At 63.5% G+C, this 18,146-nt stretch carries 20 protein-coding genes; 8 read left to right on the top strand and 12 right to left on the bottom strand.

Features of this window, described 5'->3' with window-relative positions; genetic code table 11:
* The 3 genes from APH30_RS18710 to dnaQ form a co-directional block, all read left to right on the top strand.
* On the top strand, positions 1–630 hold a 630-nt coding region (locus tag APH30_RS18710), incomplete at its 5' end, for a class I SAM-dependent methyltransferase (RefSeq protein ID WP_054913416.1).
* Positions 631–645: 15 nt separating this feature from the next.
* Positions 646–1,092 (top strand): ribonuclease HI, encoded by a 447-nt coding sequence (rnhA, locus tag APH30_RS18705; RefSeq protein WP_029886642.1) that lies wholly within the window; start codon positions 646–648, stop codon positions 1,090–1,092.
* A 50-nt stretch (positions 1,093–1,142) separates the two neighbouring features.
* Positions 1,143–1,901 (top strand): DNA polymerase III subunit epsilon, encoded by a 759-nt coding sequence (dnaQ, locus tag APH30_RS18700; protein ID WP_054913415.1) that lies wholly within the window; start codon positions 1,143–1,145, stop codon positions 1,899–1,901.
* A gap of 61 nt (positions 1,902–1,962) precedes the next feature.
* Here dnaQ and APH30_RS18695 read toward each other — a convergent pair whose 3' ends face one another.
* Positions 1,963–2,181, bottom strand: coding sequence for a hypothetical protein (locus APH30_RS18695; RefSeq protein ID WP_009686408.1), 219 nt, complete (start codon positions 2,179–2,181; stop codon positions 1,963–1,965).
* A gap of 156 nt (positions 2,182–2,337) precedes the next feature.
* Here APH30_RS18695 and APH30_RS18690 point away from each other — a divergent pair, with 156 nt between their 5' ends.
* Positions 2,338–2,898, top strand: a complete 561-nt coding sequence (locus tag APH30_RS18690) for an NADPH-dependent FMN reductase (protein ID WP_054913414.1) — start codon at positions 2,338–2,340, stop codon at positions 2,896–2,898.
* A 70-nt stretch (positions 2,899–2,968) separates the two neighbouring features.
* On the opposite strand, the gene APH30_RS18685 is transcribed toward APH30_RS18690, so the two are convergent.
* Positions 2,969–5,041, bottom strand: coding sequence for a TonB-dependent receptor domain-containing protein (locus tag APH30_RS18685; RefSeq protein ID WP_054913413.1), 2,073 nt, complete (start codon positions 5,039–5,041; stop codon positions 2,969–2,971).
* A gap of 219 nt (positions 5,042–5,260) precedes the next feature.
* Between APH30_RS18685 and APH30_RS18680 the strand changes: the two genes are divergently transcribed.
* From APH30_RS18680 to APH30_RS18670, 3 genes are read left to right on the top strand one after another with little or no spacing between them, the layout of a single operon-like run.
* Positions 5,261–5,509, top strand: a complete 249-nt coding sequence (locus APH30_RS18680) for a response regulator transcription factor (RefSeq protein WP_029886638.1) — start codon at positions 5,261–5,263, stop codon at positions 5,507–5,509.
* A gap of 11 nt (positions 5,510–5,520) precedes the next feature.
* Complete coding sequence (locus APH30_RS18675; protein ID WP_054913412.1) at positions 5,521–5,865, top strand: head completion/stabilization protein; 345 nt, start codon at positions 5,521–5,523, stop codon at positions 5,863–5,865.
* Positions 5,858–6,220 (top strand): hypothetical protein, encoded by a 363-nt coding sequence (locus APH30_RS18670; protein ID WP_009686414.1) that lies wholly within the window; start codon positions 5,858–5,860, stop codon positions 6,218–6,220. The genes APH30_RS18675 and APH30_RS18670 overlap by 8 nt, the downstream gene beginning before the upstream one ends.
* On the opposite strand, the gene APH30_RS18665 is transcribed toward APH30_RS18670, so the two are convergent.
* On the bottom strand, positions 6,217–6,585 hold the full coding sequence (locus tag APH30_RS18665; RefSeq protein ID WP_029886636.1) for a helix-turn-helix domain-containing protein: 369 nt from the start codon (positions 6,583–6,585) through the stop codon (positions 6,217–6,219). The two genes, APH30_RS18670 and APH30_RS18665, sit on opposite strands and share 4 nt — an antisense overlap.
* A gap of 200 nt (positions 6,586–6,785) precedes the next feature.
* On the opposite strand from APH30_RS18665, the gene APH30_RS18660 reads away from it, so the two are divergent.
* Positions 6,786–7,049 carry an ogr/Delta-like zinc finger family protein gene (locus APH30_RS18660; protein ID WP_054904827.1) on the top strand — a complete coding sequence of 88 codons (264 nt, stop codon included), beginning with the start codon at positions 6,786–6,788 and terminating at the stop codon, positions 7,047–7,049.
* A 78-nt stretch (positions 7,050–7,127) separates the two neighbouring features.
* Here the strand turns inward: APH30_RS18660 and nuoN are convergent, their stop codons facing one another.
* From nuoN to APH30_RS18615, 9 genes are all read right to left on the bottom strand, one after another.
* Positions 7,128–8,597 (bottom strand): NADH-quinone oxidoreductase subunit NuoN, encoded by a 1,470-nt coding sequence (gene nuoN, locus APH30_RS18655; protein WP_009686417.1) that lies wholly within the window; start codon positions 8,595–8,597, stop codon positions 7,128–7,130.
* Between the two features lie 7 nt (positions 8,598–8,604).
* On the bottom strand, positions 8,605–10,137 hold the full coding sequence (nuoM, locus tag APH30_RS18650; RefSeq protein ID WP_029886633.1) for an NADH-quinone oxidoreductase subunit M: 1,533 nt from the start codon (positions 10,135–10,137) through the stop codon (positions 8,605–8,607).
* Positions 10,138–10,186: 49 nt separating this feature from the next.
* On the bottom strand, positions 10,187–12,040 hold the full coding sequence (gene nuoL, locus APH30_RS18645; RefSeq protein ID WP_009686419.1) for an NADH-quinone oxidoreductase subunit L: 1,854 nt from the start codon (positions 12,038–12,040) through the stop codon (positions 10,187–10,189).
* The gene (nuoK, locus tag APH30_RS18640) at positions 12,037–12,345 is read right to left on the bottom strand and encodes an NADH-quinone oxidoreductase subunit NuoK (protein WP_003251446.1); all 309 of its coding nucleotides are present in this window, start codon (positions 12,343–12,345) and stop codon (positions 12,037–12,039) included. The genes nuoL and nuoK overlap by 4 nt, the downstream gene beginning before the upstream one ends.
* 3 nt (positions 12,346–12,348) lie before the next feature.
* On the bottom strand, positions 12,349–12,849 hold the full coding sequence (nuoJ, locus tag APH30_RS18635) for an NADH-quinone oxidoreductase subunit J (protein ID WP_054913411.1): 501 nt from the start codon (positions 12,847–12,849) through the stop codon (positions 12,349–12,351).
* Between the two features lie 10 nt (positions 12,850–12,859).
* Complete coding sequence (gene nuoI, locus APH30_RS18630) at positions 12,860–13,408, bottom strand: NADH-quinone oxidoreductase subunit NuoI (protein ID WP_016488223.1); 549 nt, start codon at positions 13,406–13,408, stop codon at positions 12,860–12,862.
* 11 nt (positions 13,409–13,419) lie between these two features.
* On the bottom strand, positions 13,420–14,427 hold the full coding sequence (gene nuoH / locus APH30_RS18625; protein WP_029886631.1) for an NADH-quinone oxidoreductase subunit NuoH: 1,008 nt from the start codon (positions 14,425–14,427) through the stop codon (positions 13,420–13,422).
* Positions 14,424–17,138, bottom strand: a complete 2,715-nt coding sequence (gene nuoG / locus APH30_RS18620; RefSeq protein WP_054913410.1) for an NADH-quinone oxidoreductase subunit NuoG — start codon at positions 17,136–17,138, stop codon at positions 14,424–14,426. The genes nuoH and nuoG overlap by 4 nt, the downstream gene beginning before the upstream one ends.
* Before the next feature lie 132 nt (positions 17,139–17,270).
* A partial coding sequence (locus tag APH30_RS18615; RefSeq protein WP_305728794.1) for an NADH-ubiquinone oxidoreductase-F iron-sulfur binding region domain-containing protein occupies positions 17,271–18,146 on the bottom strand: 876 nt, incomplete at its 5' end.

The raw sequence follows: 18,146 nt of genomic DNA, 5'->3' as shown, positions 1-18,146 counted from the left end.
GGCGGTTACCTGGTGCATTACGGGCCCTGCGCCGAAGCACCGCCCCAGGCACCCCAGGTGCAGCGCAATGTGCGTCTTGGTGCGCCGTTGCCGGGGGTTGAAATTGTCTGCGAGGAACAGGCCTGGCCGCTGAGCGAGCATGCTGCCGACGTGGTGGTGCTGCAGCATGGCCTGGACTTCTGCCTGTCGCCGCATGGCCTGCTGCGCGAGGCAGCCAGTGCCGTGCGCCCGGGCGGGCACTTGCTGATCGTGGGCATCAACCCGTGGAGCAGTTGGGGCATGCGCCATTTCTTCAGCCATGGCGCCTTGCGCAAGGCGCGCTGCATCTCGCCGTCGCGGGTTGGCGACTGGCTCAACCTGCTGGGCTTCGCGCTGGAGAAACGCCGCTTCGGGTGCTATCGTCCGCCGCTTGCCTCACCGGCCTGGCAGCAGCGCCTGCAAGGCTGGGAGCGGCTGGCCGGCGGCTGGCAAGGTGCCGGTGGTGGGGTCTACCTGCTGGTGGCGCGCAAGATGGTGGTAGGGCTGCGGCCCCTGCGTCAGCAGCGTCGCGAGCCCATGGGCAAGCTGCTGCCGCTGCCGCTGGCCAAGGTCAACCGCACGGCAGCCAACCCTGAAACTGACAAGCACTGAATTCAAGAGTGGTACATGAGCGATAGCGTCGAAATGTTTACCGATGGTGCCTGCAAGGGCAACCCTGGCCCGGGTGGCTGGGGGGTGCTGATGATCTACAAGGGCGTCGAGAAGGAACTGTGGGGCGGCGAACGTGAAACCACCAACAACCGCATGGAGCTGATGGCGGCGATCCAGGGGCTGATGTCGCTCAAGCGTGAATGCGAAGTCGTGCTGACCACCGACTCGCAATATGTGATGAAGGGCATCAACGAGTGGATGGTCAATTGGAAGAAGCGCGGCTGGAAAACCGCGGCCAAGGAGCCGGTAAAAAACGCCGACCTGTGGCAACTGCTCGATGAGCAGGTCAACCGCCACAAGGTCACCTGGAAGTGGGTACGCGGGCACATCGGCCACCCCGGCAACGAACGGGCCGACCAGTTGGCCAACCGAGGGGTCGATGAGGTGCGCGCCCAGCGTTGAGCTGGGGTACAATCGCCGCTTTGTAACTGATGCAAGTTGGAGCGCCCGGCGTGGAGCAGCAGCAAGATAAACGGTACGTGATTCTCGATACCGAGACCACGGGTATGCCGGTTGGCGAAGGTCACCGGATCATCGAAATCGGCTGTGTCGAGGTGATCGGCCGGCGGCTGACCGGGCGGCATTTCCATGTCTACCTGCAGCCGGACCGCGAAAGCGACGAGGGGGCGATCAACGTCCACGGCATCACCGACGCGTTCCTGGTCGGCAAGCCGCGCTTCGCCGATGTAGCCGATGAATTCTTCGAGTTCATCCAGGGCGCCACGCTGGTCATCCACAACGCGGCGTTCGACGTAGGCTTCATCAACAACGAATTCGCCTTGCTGGGCCAGCAGCATCGCGCGGACGTGTCGCAGTACTGCACCGTTCTCGACACCTTGCTGCTGGCGCGTTCGCGCCACCCGGGGCAGCGCAACAGCCTCGATGCGCTGTGCAAACGCTACGATATCGACAACTCGGGTCGCGAGCTGCACGGCGCACTGCTCGACTCGGAACTGCTGGCCGACGTCTACCTGGCGATGACCGGTGGCCAGACCAGCCTGTCGCTGGCCGGCCATGGGGCGGATGCCGAAGGTGACGGGCAGGCTGGCGGCGGCAGCGAAATCCGCCGGATCACCGGGCGAGCGCCGGGGCGCGTGATCATGGCCAATGCCCAAGAGCTGGAAGCGCATGCCGAGCGGTTGGCAGCCATAGCCAAATCGGCAGGCGGGCCTTCGATGTGGCAGGTGCTGACCGAGTCAGCTGCCGGCTGATTGTGGCTATCTGTCTTGCTGCTGCCGGTCATCCATCACCGGCCATGCGCCAAGGCTTGCTTCACGGAATGCGAATAAGCTCGACACCGCTGCGCGCCAGCTCGAAGCGGTTTTCACCCAGGTAATTGACCTTGTCGCCGATGGCCAGGCGGTAGGTGGTGATGGGGGCGCCCAGCGTGCTGCCGTCAAGTTGCAGGGTCGACTCCTGAAACTCGTGCACGGGGTAGATGCGGCCTTCGGCGTCACGGGCGTGGAATTGGCCGACCATTACTGCTGCCATTTGGGTGGAAACCTCTGAAATACGTAGGAAATGTCTGTAGTCATAGACCGTGCAGGAGGGCTGGAAGTTTTCGCGTCGATGAAAAAAAACCAAAGCGGCGAGAAACGGTCATCTATAACTACAACGTCCTTTAACCCGTATAGGTAGGAAATTGCCATGAGCCAGGTGTATTCGGTTGCGGTTGTTGTCGGTAGCTTGCGCAAGGAGTCCTACAACCGTAAGGTCGCTCGCGCACTTGCGGAGCTGGCATCGTCCAGCCTTGCCCTGAAAATCGTCGAAATTGGCGATCTGCCGCTGTACAACGAGGATGTCGAGGCCGAGGGTGCTCCCGAGTCCTGGAAACGGTTTCGCGATGAAATTCGGCGCAGCGATGCCGTGCTGTTCGTCACCCCTGAATACAACCGCTCGGTCCCGGGCTGCCTGAAAAACGCCATTGACGTTGGCTCCCGGCCTTACGGGCACAGTGCCTGGAGCGGCAAGCCCACCGCGGTGGTGAGCGTTTCGCCAGGGGCTATCGGCGGCTTTGGTGCCAACCATGCCGTGCGCCAGGCGCTGGTATTTCTGGACATGCCGTGCATGCAGATGCCCGAAGCCTACATTGGCGGTGCCGCCAACCTGTTCGACGAGTCGGGCAAGCTCAACGAAAAGACCCGGCCATTCCTGCAGGCCTTCATCGACAAGTTTGCTTCATGGGTGAAGCTGAACCGGTCGGTCTGATCCGCCAACCCACTCGTGGGATGCCCCTTGCCGCAGTGGCCTGGCCCGCTGCTGCAAGGGGCGCCATGCGTCAGCGGAAGCTGTAGGAAACCCCGGCGTATACACTGAAGCCTTCGCCCGGGGTGGAGCGCGCATTGTCATTACCGGCATCGTTGTAGGCGGGCGTCACCGTCGCTGCATAACGCTGGTTGGTGAGGTTGCGCAGGTCCAGCCAGGTTTGCCAGTCCTGGCGGGGTGAATCCCAACCGATGCGCGCGCCGAGCAGGGCATATTCATCAGCGTGGTAGCTGTTGGCGTAGTCCACCTGAACCTTGGATGCCAGCTGGGTACTCACCCCGGCATGGAAACCGTTCGGCCAGTCGTAGCGCAGCTCGGCCTGATAATAATGCATGGGGATGCCGGGCAGGCGATTGTCACCGAACGCCTCGTCATCGCGGTAGTGGAAGTCACTGAATGTATAGGCCTGGCGCAGGCTCAACTTGCCCGTGCCTGCGCGTTCCCACAAGGTGCTGACGAGGCCGGCTTCCACACCTTGGTGCACCGTGGCGCTGGCATTGAACTCGGAGGTGAAGTTCGGCACCACTTCCACGGCGAGCAGTTCGTGGCGCACCTGTGCGTAGTACCAGGCCAGGTCCCAGCGGCCGATGGCCGAATCGCCACGTGCGCCCACTTCCAGGGTGGTTGCAGTCTGGTTCTGCATTTCGATCGGCTGGATCTGTTTGCCGCCAGTATTCGGTGCGCTCCAGATCAGCGACCAGGGGTGTGGCGGCTCGACCGAACGGCTGAGGTTGCCATACACCTGCAGGTCCGGCCGAAGGTCGTAGCGCAAGCCCACACGGGGGGCGTAATCCCAGTCATGCATGCTCACTTTGCCGCCCTCGGCAGGGTAGGTGACGTCGCTTTCACGCCGGGTGTAGATCATGGCCAGGCCGGTGGTCAGCCACAGGTTGGGCACCAGTTCCAGGTCATTGCCGGCATGCAGCACGGTATCGGAGCCCTGGTAGGTGAAGTCCCGAGTCCTTGCACCGAACACATCACCAGAGCGGGCGAACTGCGAGGCGCCGCTGTTGGGCAGGTGTTTGGTGGTGCGCCAGCCGAGAGTGGTCTTGCTCTCGTGGCCGTACAGGCTGTCGCGGCGCGAATAGTTGAGCGTGCCGCTGACGTCGGTATAGGCCACCTTCAGGCGCATCGGCCCTTCGCGCAGGTCCATGGGGTAGTCGTGGTAGACCAGGCCGGCTTCCACCCGCGCGTCATCGTCGAGGTAGAAGGTAGTCTTGTTGCCTACCCAGGTGCTGCCCGGTTGCGGGCGGCTATCGTCACGGGCCAGGTAGGCCGGGTTGGCCGCCCGAGGGTGGTGCTTGATCTGGTCCTTGGTCAGGCGCCCGGCCAGTTCGTTCTCGGTTTCCCGGTAGCGCAGGTAGAAGCGCGTTTCGAGGTTGGGGTTGAAGCGGTAGCCGACATTGGCAGCCACGCCCTTGGCACTGCCGCTGCTGTGAGCCTGGTAACCGTCGTATTCGGCATCGGTCAACGCGACGTAGTAGTCGAGGTTGCCCAGCACCTGGCCCGAGCTGATATGCCGATGCTGGTAGCCGCGGCTGCCCACCTCGTAGCGTACCTGCAGCGGTGCAGCGTCATAGCCAGTGTGGGTGACGTAGTTGATCGCGCCACCCAGTGCCAGCGCGCCCTGATCGAAGCCGTTGGCGCCGCGCAACACTTCGGCGCGGCTTAGCCACAAGGGTTCGAACAGCTCGTAGGGGGTGCCCCCCGGGCCGGTCAATGGCAGCCCGTCGAACATCGTGTAGATGCCAGAGCCATGTGCCCCCGGGGCACGATTGAGGCCTGAGCCGCGGATTGACAACTTGATCCCGTCGTTGCCTGCCGATTGTGCGAACACACCGGGCTGGTAGGCCAGCACGTCCTGGTTGCTGGCCACCCGGCCTTGGCCGACGCGTTGCATGTCCACCAGGTTGCTGGCGCCCGGTATTTCGCGCAGGCGCTGGGTGGCGGCCGTCAGTTCGGTCTGCTCCTCGTCGGTGATCAGAACCTGGTCGAGCTCGACCGAGGGTGCCGCCACGGCGGGCTGGGTGGCGCCCATGGCAGCCAGCAGGCCCAGGCAGGATGACAGGGGCATAACGCGACGCATTGTACGACTCCAGGCGAAAAGCGAATGGACAACGGCGTTGAGACGAGCGAAATGCCGCCGGGAGCACGAAGAAAAGCACTCATTTTCCCGCTGCTTTCGTCAGACGCTTTTGTACGAAAGTTCTTTACAAGCGGCGGCGATGGAGGCTGCCGCCCGGGCTTCGTAAGGTGAACGCAGATCGGCAAGCGTGCCGTGCTCACTCACCCGTGGAGTTCAAACATGACCGACAACGCTCGACATTCGCAGCACCCTCCGGCGGACGCCCCGGTGCGCCTGACACCACGTGAACAGCAGGTGCTGCTGTGGTGCGCCTATGGCAAGAGTTCCTGGGAAATCGGGCAGATCCTGGCGTGCAAGGAGTCGACCGTGAATTTCCACGTGTCCAACATCCTGCGCAAATTCGATGTGCCCACCCGGGTAGCTGCAGTGATCAAGGCTATTCGTTACGGCATGCTGGCCGAGCAATGAGGAGGTGACGCATGAGTACCGATCGCCTACCACGCATTGCCGATAGCCACGACCCGTTCTGGCCGCAGGTGGACTTGGGCAGGTTGCATGAACGCCTGAAGCTGCAGCAGCCAGTCAGTGATGCGGCGCTGGAGGTGGCCGCGCGCTGTGCCGTGATTGCTGCGGCAAGCGAGTTCGCCCGCTGGCGAGCGGCGCTGCGTGAGCGGGGCTACCAACGCCTCGAGGACGTGGCCGGGCATGACCATGGGCGCGCCTTGCACGTGTGTTACACCCGTTTTGTCGAAGCCGCGATCCTGCATACCTTGGGTTCCGTGCCTTGCCTGGCTGGACCGCGACGAGGGCTGAAACATGCCTGAACAATGGTTCTGCGACCACTTGGGTTCAACCCTGGCGCAGATGCTGGGGGTGGATGGCAATGTGTTGTTCGCCGCGCTGCTGGGGGCGTTGCTGGTCAGTGCCGCACGCGACCGGTTGATCACCAACACCGCCAAGCGGCTGACACTGGCCAAGAAACTCTTGCTGGTGTTCGTCACCGTAGGCGTGGGCCATTTGTTCGAGCCGCTGATTTCGGAGTCGGTGCCCTTGCTGTCACGTGGCATGGCCGGTTTTGTGGCAGCGGTAATCGTCATTCCGGTCAGCCTGAAGGTCATGGTGCTGGTCGACACCCTCGACCCGCGTGAACTGATCCAGCGCTGGCGTAAGCGGGGTTAACCTGCCAGCTCGCTCAACCGCTGTTCCAGTTGCCGGATTCGCTGCTTGTCTTCGATGAACAGCAAGATGGCTTGGCGGTCGCTGGGCGACAAGGTGCGCAGGCGTTCGAGCACATCGGCTTCCCAACCCGTCAGGCCCCGGCTTGCCGGGGCCTGTTCGCCATGGCCGAGCAGAAGCCAGTCCAGCGAGCAGGCATGTTGCCTGGCGATCTCGATGCAAAGGGAATAGGGAATGCTATCGCGCACCTTCCAGCTGCTGAGCGTCTGCGGGCTCACCGACAGTGCCCGCGAAAGATCGGCGTCGGACTGCGCGCCAGTTAGAAGCTTGAGCCGCGTGAGCACCGCAGCCAGTACGTGAGTACTCATAACAAATATCCATGACTGGTTTAATGATATTCCATGGGCTTAAACTACTCGTTATGAATACAGCCCTGCGTTTTAAGGAGCATTTCTGCAATGAGAAACACCAAACTGAAGAATAGTCCCGATTTTGTGGCCAATACTGACACACTCCGGCGAGCATTCTCACTGAAGTTGAACCTGAACAGTGCTTGCAGGTACTTGCCGTGAGTACCTACAAGCTTGTCTGCCCGCACTGCCACAGCAGGATGCGCATCCGCACCAGTGAAGGTCGCCATATTTTCCTGCGCATTGCTTATTTGCAATGCACAACCGAGGCCTGTGGCTGGTCGGTACGTGCCGAATTCGAAATGACCCATGAACTGTCGCCCAGCGGCATGCCCAACCCGGAAGTCTACCTGCCTTCAGCCAATGGTGATTTGCGCAAGGCGGCCCTGCCGGGCGCAGGGCTGGGTAGCCGTGGTGAATGAGCTGGCATGCTCAGCGACCTAAAACACGCACATAAAAAAACACCCCGCATCAGCGGGGTGTTTTCATTGCCAGGGCAATCAGCCGATCAGTTGCAGGCCGGCTTGCTGGACCATTTCCAGCAGGGGTTGCGGGTACACACCCAGTACGAAAGCAAGAATGGCGATGGCCAGCAGCATGACGCCACCGGTGCGCTGCTCCCACTTCAGCGGTGCGTCGTGGCGACGCAGGTTCGGCTCGACCAGGTACAGGGTGACCATGACACGCAGGTAGTAGTACACGCCGATGGCGCTGCCGATCACCAGGGCACCAACCAGCCACCACAGGTGCGACTCGACACCGGTGGCGATGATGTAGAACTTGCCGATGAAACCGGCGGTCAGCGGGATGCCCGCCAGCGACAGCATCATCACGGTCAGCACTGCAGTCAGGTACGGGCGGCGCCAGAACAGGCCGCGGTATTCGTACAGGGCATCGGCGTCACGGCCGCCATAGGGCGAGGACATCAGGGTGATGACCCCGAAGGCGCCCAGGCTGGTGATCACGTAGGTGACCAGGTACACGCCCATGGCTTCCAGGGCCAGGCCCTTGCTGGCGATCAGGGCGATGAGCAGGTAACCGAAGTGGGCGATGGACGAGTAACCGAGCAGGCGCTTGAGGTTGCTCTGGGTCAGCGCCAGCAGGTTACCGACCAGGATGGAGGCAACGGCGATGACCGCCAGTACGGTGCTCAGCACGCCGCTGCTGGCAGCAGGGGAGAGCATGAACAGGCGCACGACCACGGCGAACACCGCGACCTTGCTGGCGGTTGCCAGGAACGCGGCAACCGGCGCCGGGGCGCCTTCGTACACGTCCGGGGTCCACAGGTGGAAAGGTACCAGCGACAGCTTGAAGGCCAGGCCGACCAGCATCATGCCCAGGCCCAGTTGGGCCACCAGGCTTGGCATGCTGGTAGCCGCCAGGGCCTTGCCGATCTGGTCGAAGCTCAGGCTGCCGGCGTCGGCGTACAGCAAGGCCATGCCGAACAGCAGGAACGCTGACCCGGCGGCCGACAGCACCATGTACTTGATACCGGCTTCCAGCGAGCGCTTGTTGAAGAACGCATAGGCCACCAGGCCGTAGACCGGCACCGACAGCAGCTCCAGGCCGATGAACAGCCCCGCCAGGTGGTTGGCGCTGACCAGCACCAGGCCACCGAGTGCCGACATCAGCAGCAGCAGGTAGAGCTCTTCACGGTTGCCCGGGAAGCCTTTGGAGCCTTCGCCCAGGTAGGCGTGGGCCAGGGTGACGCAAGCCAGCGTGGCCACCAGGATGATCGCCATGTACAGGCAGGCGAACTTGTCGATGGTCAGCAGCGGGGTGACCGCCAACGGTGCCACCTTCAGCACCGGCAGGATCGACAGCAGCGCCAGGTTCAGGCCCACGGTGGATAGCAGGAAGGTTTGCGAGTGGTTGCGCTTCCAGGCGATCGCCAGCATCACCACCACCGTGGTGATGGTGGTGATCAGCATCGGCGCCAATGCGATGAAGTGTTGAGTGGTGAATTCCATAGCGCTCTTACCGGGCCGAAGCGAGTTGAGTGAAAGCGGAGCCGAGCCACTGCTGCACACCACTCATGGTGGCGGCAGAGGTGTCGAGGAATGGCTGCGGATACACGCCCAGCAGGATCAGCAGGACCGCAAGGCCCAGCACCATGATCAGCTCGCGACCGTCCATGCCGGCCAGTACGGTGTCGCTCTTGGCCGGGCCGAAGTAGGCGCGGTGGATCATGATCAGCGAGTACACCGAGCCAAATACCAGGCCGGTGGTGGCGATCACGGTGATCCACGGTACATGGACGAAGCTGCCGAGCAGGATCAGGAACTCGCCGACGAAGTTGCCGGTGCCGGGCAGGCCCAGCGAGGCAGCGGCGAAGAACAGGCTGATGGCGGGCAGGTAGGCGATACGGTGCCACAGGCCGCCCATCTGGCGCATGTCACGGGTGTGCAGGCGCTCGTACAGCTGGCCCGACAGGATGAACAGCGCGGCAGCCGACAGGCCGTGGGCCAGCATCTGGATCACCGCGCCTTGCAGGGCCTGCTGGCTGCCGGAGTAGATACCGATCAGCACGAAGCCCATGTGCGAGACGCTGGAGAAGGCGATCAGGCGCTTGATGTCGGTTTGCGCGAAAGCCAGGAACGCACCGTAGAAGATGCCGATCAGGCCCAGGGTCATGGCAATCGGCGCGAACTCGGCCGAGGCGTTCGGGAACAGCGGCAGGGCGAAGCGCAGCAGGCCATAGGCCGCAGTCTTCAGCAGGATACCGGCCAGGTCCACGGAACCTGCAGTGGGCGCCTGGGCGTGAGCGTCAGGCAACCAGGAGTGGAACGGCACCACCGGCAGCTTCACCGCAAAGGCGATGAAGAAGCCCAGCATCAGCAGGTATTCCACGCCCGCAGGCAACTGGGCCTTGAGCAGGTCGCTGTAGTTGAAGGTGAGCACGCCGGTGGTGTTGTAGTTGACCAGGACCAGGCCAAGGATCGCCACCAGCATGATCAGGCCACTGGCCTGGGTGAAGATGAAGAACTTGGTCGCCGCGTAGATCCGGGTCTTCTTGCCATCTGCCGAGCTGTGACCCCAGAGCGCGATGAGGAAGTACATCGGCACCAGCATCATTTCCCAGAAGAAGAAGAACAGGAACAGGTCCAGTGCCAGGAACACACCGACCACGCCGCCCAGGATCCACATCAGGTTGAGGTGGAAGAAGCCGACGTGACGCTGGATTTCTTTCCACGAGCACAGGACCGACAGCACACCGAGCAGGCCGGTAAGCAGGATCATCAGCAGCGACAGGCCATCGAGGGCCAGGTGGATGCTGATGCCGAAGCGCTGGATCCACTGGACTTTGTATTCCAGGGCCCAGGCCGGTTCGGCGCCAGGTGCGGGGGCGAGGGTGTAATCGCCGTGAGCCCACAGCCACAGGCCGATGCCTAGCAGCAGGGACATGGTCAGCAGCGCGATCCAGCGCGGCAGGGTGGCGCCGAAGCGCTCACCCAGCCAGCACAGGAAGCCGCCGATGAAGGGGATCAGGATCAGCCAAGGCAAAATCATGACGGGTTCGTTTCCTTTTGCAGGGTCGCAAGGTTCGCAAAGTTCATGGTCATACCGCAGCCACTACCACAGCGCCGAGTACCAGCACTGCGCCAACGGCGATCGAGGCGGTGTACCAGCGCAGTTGGCCTGTCTCGGTCTTGCTCATGGCGACGTGGCCGCCGCGAGCCAGGCGAGGGATGAGGCCAATGCCGCGGTCAACCGGATCCTTGCGCAGCATGTGGCTGATCAGCAGGTAAGGTTTGACGAACAGCTTGTCGTAGATCCAGTCGAAGCCCCAGGCAGCGAACCACCAGGCCGAAAGCACGCGGCCGATGCTGCTGTTGGCCACCGCACTGACGAAGCTGCGCTTGCCCAGGAACAGCAGGGCTGCCAGCAGGATACCGGCAATGGCGATCGACCCCGAGGTGATTTCCAGCGCGTGCTTGGCGGCGCCACCGGCATGGCCGGCGCTTTCAGGCAGCACGCCGGCCAGCGGTGGGGTGATCCAGGCACCGATGAAGGTCGACAGCACGATCAGTACGCCCAGCGGCAGCCAGTGGCTGATGCCGTGGCCGGCATGCGCTTCGGTCTTGGCTTCGCCATGGAAGGCGATGAAGATCAGGCGGAAGGTGTACAGCGAGGTCATGAACGCGCCCACCAGGCCGGCGTACAGCAGGCCGGTGTTGCCGCTGGCGAAGGCTTCCCAGAGGATCTCGTCCTTGGAGTAGAAGCCTACCGTCACGATCGGCAGTGCGGCCAGGGCCGCGCCACCGACCACGAAGCTGGCATAGGCCAGGGGCAGTTTCTTCCACAGGCCGCCCATCTTGAAGATGTTCTGCTCGTGGTGGCAGGCAACGATCACCGCACCGGAGGCCAGGAACAGCAGTGCCTTGAAGAACGCGTGGGTCATCAGGTGGAAGATCGCCGCGTCCCAGGCACCGACGCCCAGGGCCAGGAACATGTAGCCGATCTGGCTCATGGTCGAGTAGGCGAGGATACGCTTGATGTCGGTTTGCACCAGCGCAGCGAAGCCGGCCAGTACCAGGGTCACGCCACCGACTACGCCTACCAGGTGCAGGATGTCGGGTGCCAGCAGGAACAGGCCGTTGGTACGGGCGATCAGGTACACGCCCGCAGTCACCATGGTCGCGGCGTGGATCAGTGCCGAAACCGGGGTCGGGCCGGCCATCGCGTCCGCCAGCCAGGTCTGCAGTGGCAGCTGGGCCGATTTACCCACCGCACCGCCCAGCAGCATCAGCGTTGCCAGCACCATCCAGGTGTCGCCCGCCTGGAATTTCTGTGGTGCCAGTACCAGCAGCTCCTGCACGTTCAAGGTACCCAGCTGGGCGAACAGGATGAACAGGCCGATGGCCATGAACACGTCGCCGATGCGGGTGACGATGAATGCCTTGAGCGCGGCATTACCGTTGTTGCGGTTGCTGTAGTAGAAACCGATCAACAGGTACGAGCACAGACCCACGCCTTCCCAGCCGAAGTAGATGAACAGCAGGTTATCGCCAAGGATCAGGAACAGCATGCTGGCGATGAACAGGTTGGTGTACGAGAAGAAGCGCGAGTAGCCGGCTTCGCCACGCATGTACCAGGAGGCGAACAGGTGGATCAGGAAGCCCACACCGGTGACCACGCCGAGCATGGTGACCGACAGGCCGTCCAGGTACAGGGTGAAGTTCGGCGCGAAGCCGTCCACCGACATCCACTGCCACAGCAACTGGCTGTAAGCGCCGCCTTCAGGTGGGGCGACGTTGAATTGCCAGATGACGTAGGCGGCCGTGGCCGCCGACAGGCCTACCGAGCCGACGCCGATCAGCGCGGACAGGTTCTCCGAGAACCGTCCGCGCGAGAACGACAGCAGCAGGAAGCCGATGAGGGGGAAGACGAAAGTCAGGAAGAGAAGGTTCATCCGCGCATCTCACTGGCAGCATCGATGTCGAGAGTGTGGAACCGGCGGTACAGCTGCAGCAGGATGGCCAGGCCAATGCTGGCCTCGGCAGCTGCCAGGCTGATCACCAGAATGAACATCACCTGGCCGTCGGGCTGGACCCAACGGGCCCCGGCGACGACGAACGCCAGGGCAGAGGCGTTCATCATGACTTCCAGGCTCATGAGCACGAAGAGGATGTTGCGGCGGACCATCAGGCCAACCAGACCTAAGCAGAACAGGATGCCGGCGACTGCCAGGCCATGTTCGAGAGGGATAGCACCCATGATTTACTCCTTCGCCTCGTTGCGGCCCAGGTGGAAGGCGGTCACAGCTGCCGCCAGCAGCAGCATCGACGCCAGTTCGACCACCAGCAGGTAGGGGCCGAACAGGCTGACCCCCACGGCTTTCGGGCCCACGGTGGTACCGCTGATGCCGGCGCCGCTCGGGCTGACGAACAGCACGTACAGCAGCTCCGCCAGCAGCAGGGCGCCAAGGATGACCGGCCCGGCCCAGATGCCGGGCTTGAGCCAGCCGCGCTCCTGGGCCACCGAAGCCGGCCCGAGGTTGAGCATCATCACCACGAACACGAACAGCACCATGATGGCGCCGGCGTAGGCGATCACTTCCAGGGCACCGGCGAACGGCGCACCCAGGGAGAAGAAGATCATGGCCACTGAAATCAGCGAAATGATCAGGTAAAGCAAGGCGTGCACGGGGTTGGTGCCGGTCACCACCCGAAGGGTGGACACCACGGCGATCCCGGATGCGAAGTAGAAAGCGAATTCCATCTTTCTGTCCTTATGGGAGCAAGCTCTTCACGTTGATCGGCTCGGCTTCGTTCTGTGCAGCGCCTTTCGGCTTGCCAGCGATGGCCATACCCGCAACACGGTAGAAGTTGTAGTCAGGGTTCTTGCCGGGGCCGGAGATCAGCAGATCTTCTTTCTCGTACACCAGGTCCTGACGCTTGAACTCGGCCATTTCGAAATCCGGAGTCAGCTGGATCGCGGTGGTCGGGCACGCTTCTTCACACAGGCCGCAGAAGATGCAGCGCGAGAAGTTGATGCGGAAGAACTCCGGGTACCAGCGGCCGTCCTCGGTTTCGGCTTTCTGCAGCGAGATGCAGCCGACCGGGCAGGCCACCGCGCAGAGGTTGCACGCTACGCAGCGCTCCTCGCCGTCGGGGTCGCGGGTGAGCACGATGCGGCCGCGGTAGCGCGGCGGCAGGTACACGGGCTCTTCGGGGTACTGCAGGGTGTCGCGTTTGCGAAACCCGTGGGAGAACACCATGGCCAGGCTGCGCAGCTGGGTGCCGGTGCCCTTAACGATGTCGCCGATATACTTGAACATGGGTCAAATCCTCACTGGGCCGCGACGGCTGGCGTGTTGTAGAGCACGAGCGCAGCGGTCACCAGCAAATTGATCAGGGTCAGCGGCAGGCAGAACTTCCAGCTGAAGTCCATCACCTGGTCATAGCGTGGGCGCGGGATCGAGGCGCGCAGCAGGATGAACAGCATGATGAAGAACGCGGTCTTCAATGCGAACCACAGGAACGGCAGTTGCGGCAGGATGCCGAACGGGCCGTGCCAGCCGCCGAAGAACAGGGTTACCAGCAGCGCCGAGATGAGGATGATGCCGATGTACTCACCGACGAAGAACATGCCCCACTTCATGCCGGCATACTCGATGTGGTAGCCGTCGGCCAGTTCCTGTTCCGCTTCCGGCTGGTCGAACGGGTGACGGTGAGTCACGGCCACGCCAGCGATGAAGAAGGTGCAGAAGCCGAAGAACTGCGGAATGATGAACCACAGGTTCTGCGCCTGGTACTCGACGATGTCGCGCATGTTGAACGAGCCCACCTGCACCACCACGCCCATCAGCGCCAGGCCCAGGAACACTTCGTACGACACGGTCTGTGCCGAAGCCCGCAAGCTGCCCAACAGGGCGTACTTGTTGTTCGACGACCAGCCGGCAAACAGCACCGCGTAGACCGACAGGCCGGCCATGGCGAAGAAGAACAGCAGGCCGATGTTCAGGTCGGCGACGCCCCAGCCCGGGGTGATCGGGATGATCGAGAAGCCGATCAGCAGGGCGCTCATGGCCACGACTGGCGCCAGGGTGAAGATCATCTTGTCGACGAAGGGCGGGTTCCAGTCTTCCTTGAAGAACATCTTCAGCATGTCGGCTGCGATCTGGAACATGCCGAACGGGCCGACACGGTTCGGACCGTAGCGGTCCTGCCACCAGCCCAGCAAGCGGCGTTCGACGAAGCTGAGCAGCGCGCCGCAGACCACCACGGCCAACAGCACCACGATAGCCTTGACGACCTGGATGATCACATCGATCACTTCGGGGGTGAACCAGCTCATTGTGCTGCCTCCTGCAGACCTTCGACGGGTGCACCGAAGATGGCAGGCGGAATGCCGGCCAGGCCTTTCGGCAGCGCGACCAGGCCAGCGCCCAGCTCTTCATTGATACGCAGCGGCAGGCGCAGGGCCACACCGGCAACGGTCAGGCTCAGCAGCGCACCTTCGTTGACGCCCAGGCGGTCGGCCTCGGACTTGGCCAGGGCCACGTAGGCCGCCGGAATACGCTGTTGCACCGGGGCGGCGCGCGAGGAGCTTTCTTCGCTGCCGAACAGGTGGAAGAACGGTACGGCAGTCCAGGTGCCACGGGCCGGGTTGAAGGCGCCCGGAATGGCGCTGAACCAGTTCAGGCGGTCGCCTTGCGACTCGATCAGGCGCACGCCCGGGTCACCAGCACGCAGGTGGCCACCGACCTCGTCCTGGAACTTGTTCCAGGCTTGCGGCGAGTTCCAGCCCGGCGACCAGGCGAACGGCACCTGCTGGCGCGGTTCGGCCGAGCCCGAGTAGCCTTCCATGGAGAAGGCGAACGCGGTGTCCTTGTCTTGCGGGGTACGTGGCTCGTGCACGCTGATGTTGGCGCGCATGGCGGTACGGCCGGAGTAGCGCAGCGGCTCGCGGGCCAGCTTCATGCCCTTGATGCGGAACGCGGCGCTTGGCGCGGCATTGACAATGCCGGCCAGTTGCGGCGCGGCAGCAGCACAGGCGCTGGTGACGTGGTCCAGTTGCGTCCAGTCGACCGGCTTGTTCAGCAGGGTGGCACGCAGGGCGTGCATCCAGCGCCAGCCTTCGTGGATCTGGATGCTGCTGTCCAGGTACTGCGGGTCGAACACCTGGAAGAAGCGCTGGGCACGGCCCTCCTGGCTGACCAGGGTACCGTCGCCTTCGGCGAACGAGGCGGCCGGCAACACCAGGTGGGCGCGCTCGACCGTCGGGGTTTTCGAGTGGTCGGCGACGATCACCACTTTGGCGGCCGCCAGGGCTGCGTCGACCTTGGCAGCCGCTACGCGGGCGTACAGGTCGTTTTCCAGCACCACGATCGCATCGGCTTTGCCGCTGATGACGGCGTCCAGCGCGGCATCCACCGACTCGCCACCGAGCATGGCCAGGCCGATGCTGTTGGCCTCTGGCACCACCAGGCTCAGGGAGCCGTTTTTCTCGCGCAGCTTCAGGGCCTTGGCGATGTTGGCGGCGGCTTCGATCAGGGCCGGGTCGGCCAGCGAAGTGCCCGCTACCACCAATGGGCGCTTGGCGGCCACCAGGGCGTCGGCGATGCGCTGGGCCAGGCCTTTGGCTTCGGCGTCCAGGCCTTCGACAGCCGGGGCGCTCGGGTCGATGGCGTGGGCCACGGCGAAGCCGAGGCGGGCCAGGTCGGCGGGGGCTGCGTGTACACACTCTTCCGCCACGTCGTCCAGCTTGGTTTGCGCCAGCGAAGCGATGAACAGCGGGTACAGCGCGTGCTGGCCGATGTTCTTCACGGCAGCGTCGAGCCAAGGCTGCACCTTCATCGCTTCGGCCATGGCCTCGGCCTTGCCCTTGGTCGCCTGGCGCACAGCCAGGGCGACGCGGGCAGCGGTCTGGGTCAGGTCTTCACCCAGCACGAACACGGCGTCGTGGTCTTCGATATCGCGCAGGGTCGGCACCGGCAGCGGGCTGTTGTTCAGCACGTCCAGGGCCAGGCGTACCCGGGCCAGCTCGCCAGCTTCCATGCCCGAGTAGAAGTACTCGGCACCGACCAGCTCACGCAGGCCGTAGTTGCTTTCGAGGCTGGCGCGTGGCGAACCGATGCCGACGATGGTGCGGCCGCGCAGCAGGTCGGCGGCCTTGTCCAGGGCGGCGTCCAGGCCCAGCTTGGTGCCGTCGGCCAGTTGTGGCTGGCGCGGGCGGTCCGTGCGGTTGACGTAACCGTAGCCAAAGCGGCCGCGGTCGCACAGGAAGTACTGGTTCACCGAACCGTTGAAGCGGTTTTCGATACGGCGCAGCTCGCCATAGCGCTCGCCTGGGCTGATGTTGCAGCCGCTGGAGCAGCCATGGCAGATGCTCGGGGCAAACTGCATGTCCCACTTGCGGTTGTAGCGCTCGGAGTGGGTCTTGTCGGTGAACACGCCTGTTGGGCAGACTTCGGTCAGGTTGCCGGAGAACTCGCTTTCCAGCACCCCGTCTTCGACGCGACCGAAGTACACGTTGTCGTGGGCGCCGTAGACACCCAGGTCGGTCCCGCCGGCGTAGTCCTTGTAGTAGCGCACGCAGCGGTAGCAGGCGATGCAGCGGTTCATCTCATGGGCGATGAACGGGCCGAGGTCCTGGTTCTGGTGGGTACGCTTGGTGAAACGGTAGCGGCGCTCGTTGTGGCCGGTCATTACCGTCATGTCCTGCAGGTGGCAGTGACCGCCTTCCTCGCACACCGGGCAGTCGTGCGGGTGGTTGGTCATCAGCCATTCGACGACGCTGGCGCGGAACGCCTTGGACTCTTCATCGTCGATGGAGATCCAGGTGCCGTCGGAAGCAGGGGTCATGCAGGACATGACGATACGACCACGGGTGTCGTTCTCGTCGGTGTACTGCTTGACCGCGCACTGCCGGCAGGCACCCACGCTACCAAGCGCGGGGTGCCAGCAGAAATAAGGGATGTCGAGGCCGAGTGACAGACACGCCTGTAACAGGTTGTCAGCACCGTTGACTTCGAGCGCTTTGCCGTCTACGTGGATAGTGGCCATTGTTCAAAGTTCTTCGTTGGCCCGCGTTAGCGGGCGTGGCTAATGGAAATCGGTGAGCCTGCGGCACGCCACGAGTCATTCGGGCCTGCCGGCGGGCTGGCGGGTGGCACGGACCACCCGCGTTCTATCTTCTTATGCGCCGACCACAATCGGCTTCGCCAGGTTCGGGCGCAGGGTGCCAGCGCTTTCAGGCGCCACACCGGCCTCGAACTCCGAGCGGAAGTATTTGATGGCACTGCCCAATGGCTCGACGGCACCCGGTGCGTGAGCACAGAAGGTACGGCCTGGGCCGAGGAAGTTGACCAGCCCCAGCAGCGTCTCGATGTCTTCGGCGCGGCCCTGGCCGTTTTCCAGTGCGCGCAGCATTTTCACGCTCCACGGCAGGCCGTCACGGCAAGGGGTGCACCAGCCACACGACTCGCGGGCGAAGAATTCTTCCATGTTGCGCAGCAGCGACACCATGTTGACGCTGTCGTCGACCGCCATGGCCAGGCCCGTACCCATGCGGGTGCCGACTTTGGCGATGCCACCGGCGTACATCTGCGCGTCGAGGTGCTCGGGCAGCAGGAAGCCGGTACCGGCGCCGCCTGGCTGCCAGCACTTGAGCTTGAAGCCGTCACGCATGCCACCGGCGTAGTCCTCGAACAGCTCGCGGGCGGTAACGCCGAACGGCAGCTCCCACAGGCCCGGGTTCTTGACCTTGCCGGAGAAGCCCATCAGCTTGGTGCCGTGGTCTTCGCTGCCTTCACGGGCCAGCGACTTGTACCAGTCGTTGCCGTTGGCGACGATGGCTGGCACGTTGCACAGGGTTTCGACGTTGTTCACGCAGGTCGGTTTGCCCCATACACCCACCGCAGCAGGGAAGGGAGGTTTGGAGCGCGGGTTGGCGCGGCGCCCTTCCAGCGAGTTGATCAGCGCGGTTTCTTCACCGCAGATGTAGCGCCCGGCACCGGTGTGCACGAACAGCTCGAAATCGAAACCGCTGCCCAGGATGTTCTTGCCCAAAAG

Source organism: Pseudomonas sp. NBRC 111127, from assembly GCF_001320345.1.
Taxonomy (GTDB): domain Bacteria; phylum Pseudomonadota; class Gammaproteobacteria; order Pseudomonadales; family Pseudomonadaceae; genus Aquipseudomonas; species Aquipseudomonas juntendi.
This window is presented reverse-complemented; position numbering and strand designations above follow the sequence as displayed.

Excerpts from the sequence above, each read along its gene's own strand:
- APH30_RS18670 (WP_009686414.1), top strand. The coding sequence starts at position 5,858 with ATGCCTGAACAATGGTTCTGCGACCACTTGGGTTCAACCCTGGCGCAG.
- APH30_RS18685 (WP_054913413.1), bottom strand. The coding sequence starts at position 5,041 with ATGCGTCGCGTTATGCCCCTGTCATCCTGCCTGGGCCTGCTGGCTGCC.
- nuoM (WP_029886633.1), bottom strand. The coding sequence starts at position 10,137 with ATGATTTTGCCTTGGCTGATCCTGATCCCCTTCATCGGCGGCTTCCTG.
- nuoH (WP_029886631.1), bottom strand. The coding sequence starts at position 14,427 with ATGAGCTGGTTCACCCCCGAAGTGATCGATGTGATCATCCAGGTCGTC.
- nuoL (WP_009686419.1), bottom strand. The coding sequence starts at position 12,040 with ATGAACCTTCTCTTCCTGACTTTCGTCTTCCCCCTCATCGGCTTCCTG.
- nuoJ (WP_054913411.1), bottom strand. The coding sequence starts at position 12,849 with ATGGAATTCGCTTTCTACTTCGCATCCGGGATCGCCGTGGTGTCCACC.
- rnhA (WP_029886642.1), top strand. The coding sequence starts at position 646 with ATGAGCGATAGCGTCGAAATGTTTACCGATGGTGCCTGCAAGGGCAAC.
- nuoI (WP_016488223.1), bottom strand. The coding sequence starts at position 13,408 with ATGTTCAAGTATATCGGCGACATCGTTAAGGGCACCGGCACCCAGCTG.
- APH30_RS18665 (WP_029886636.1), bottom strand. The coding sequence starts at position 6,585 with ATGAGTACTCACGTACTGGCTGCGGTGCTCACGCGGCTCAAGCTTCTA.
- APH30_RS18690 (WP_054913414.1), top strand. The coding sequence starts at position 2,338 with ATGAGCCAGGTGTATTCGGTTGCGGTTGTTGTCGGTAGCTTGCGCAAG.
- nuoN (WP_009686417.1), bottom strand. The coding sequence starts at position 8,597 with ATGGAATTCACCACTCAACACTTCATCGCATTGGCGCCGATGCTGATC.
- nuoK (WP_003251446.1), bottom strand. The coding sequence starts at position 12,345 with ATGGGTGCTATCCCTCTCGAACATGGCCTGGCAGTCGCCGGCATCCTG.
- nuoG (WP_054913410.1), bottom strand. The coding sequence starts at position 17,138 with ATGGCCACTATCCACGTAGACGGCAAAGCGCTCGAAGTCAACGGTGCT.
- APH30_RS18695 (WP_009686408.1), bottom strand. The coding sequence starts at position 2,181 with ATGGCAGCAGTAATGGTCGGCCAATTCCACGCCCGTGACGCCGAAGGC.
- APH30_RS18680 (WP_029886638.1), top strand. The coding sequence starts at position 5,261 with ATGACCGACAACGCTCGACATTCGCAGCACCCTCCGGCGGACGCCCCG.
- APH30_RS18675 (WP_054913412.1), top strand. The coding sequence starts at position 5,521 with ATGAGTACCGATCGCCTACCACGCATTGCCGATAGCCACGACCCGTTC.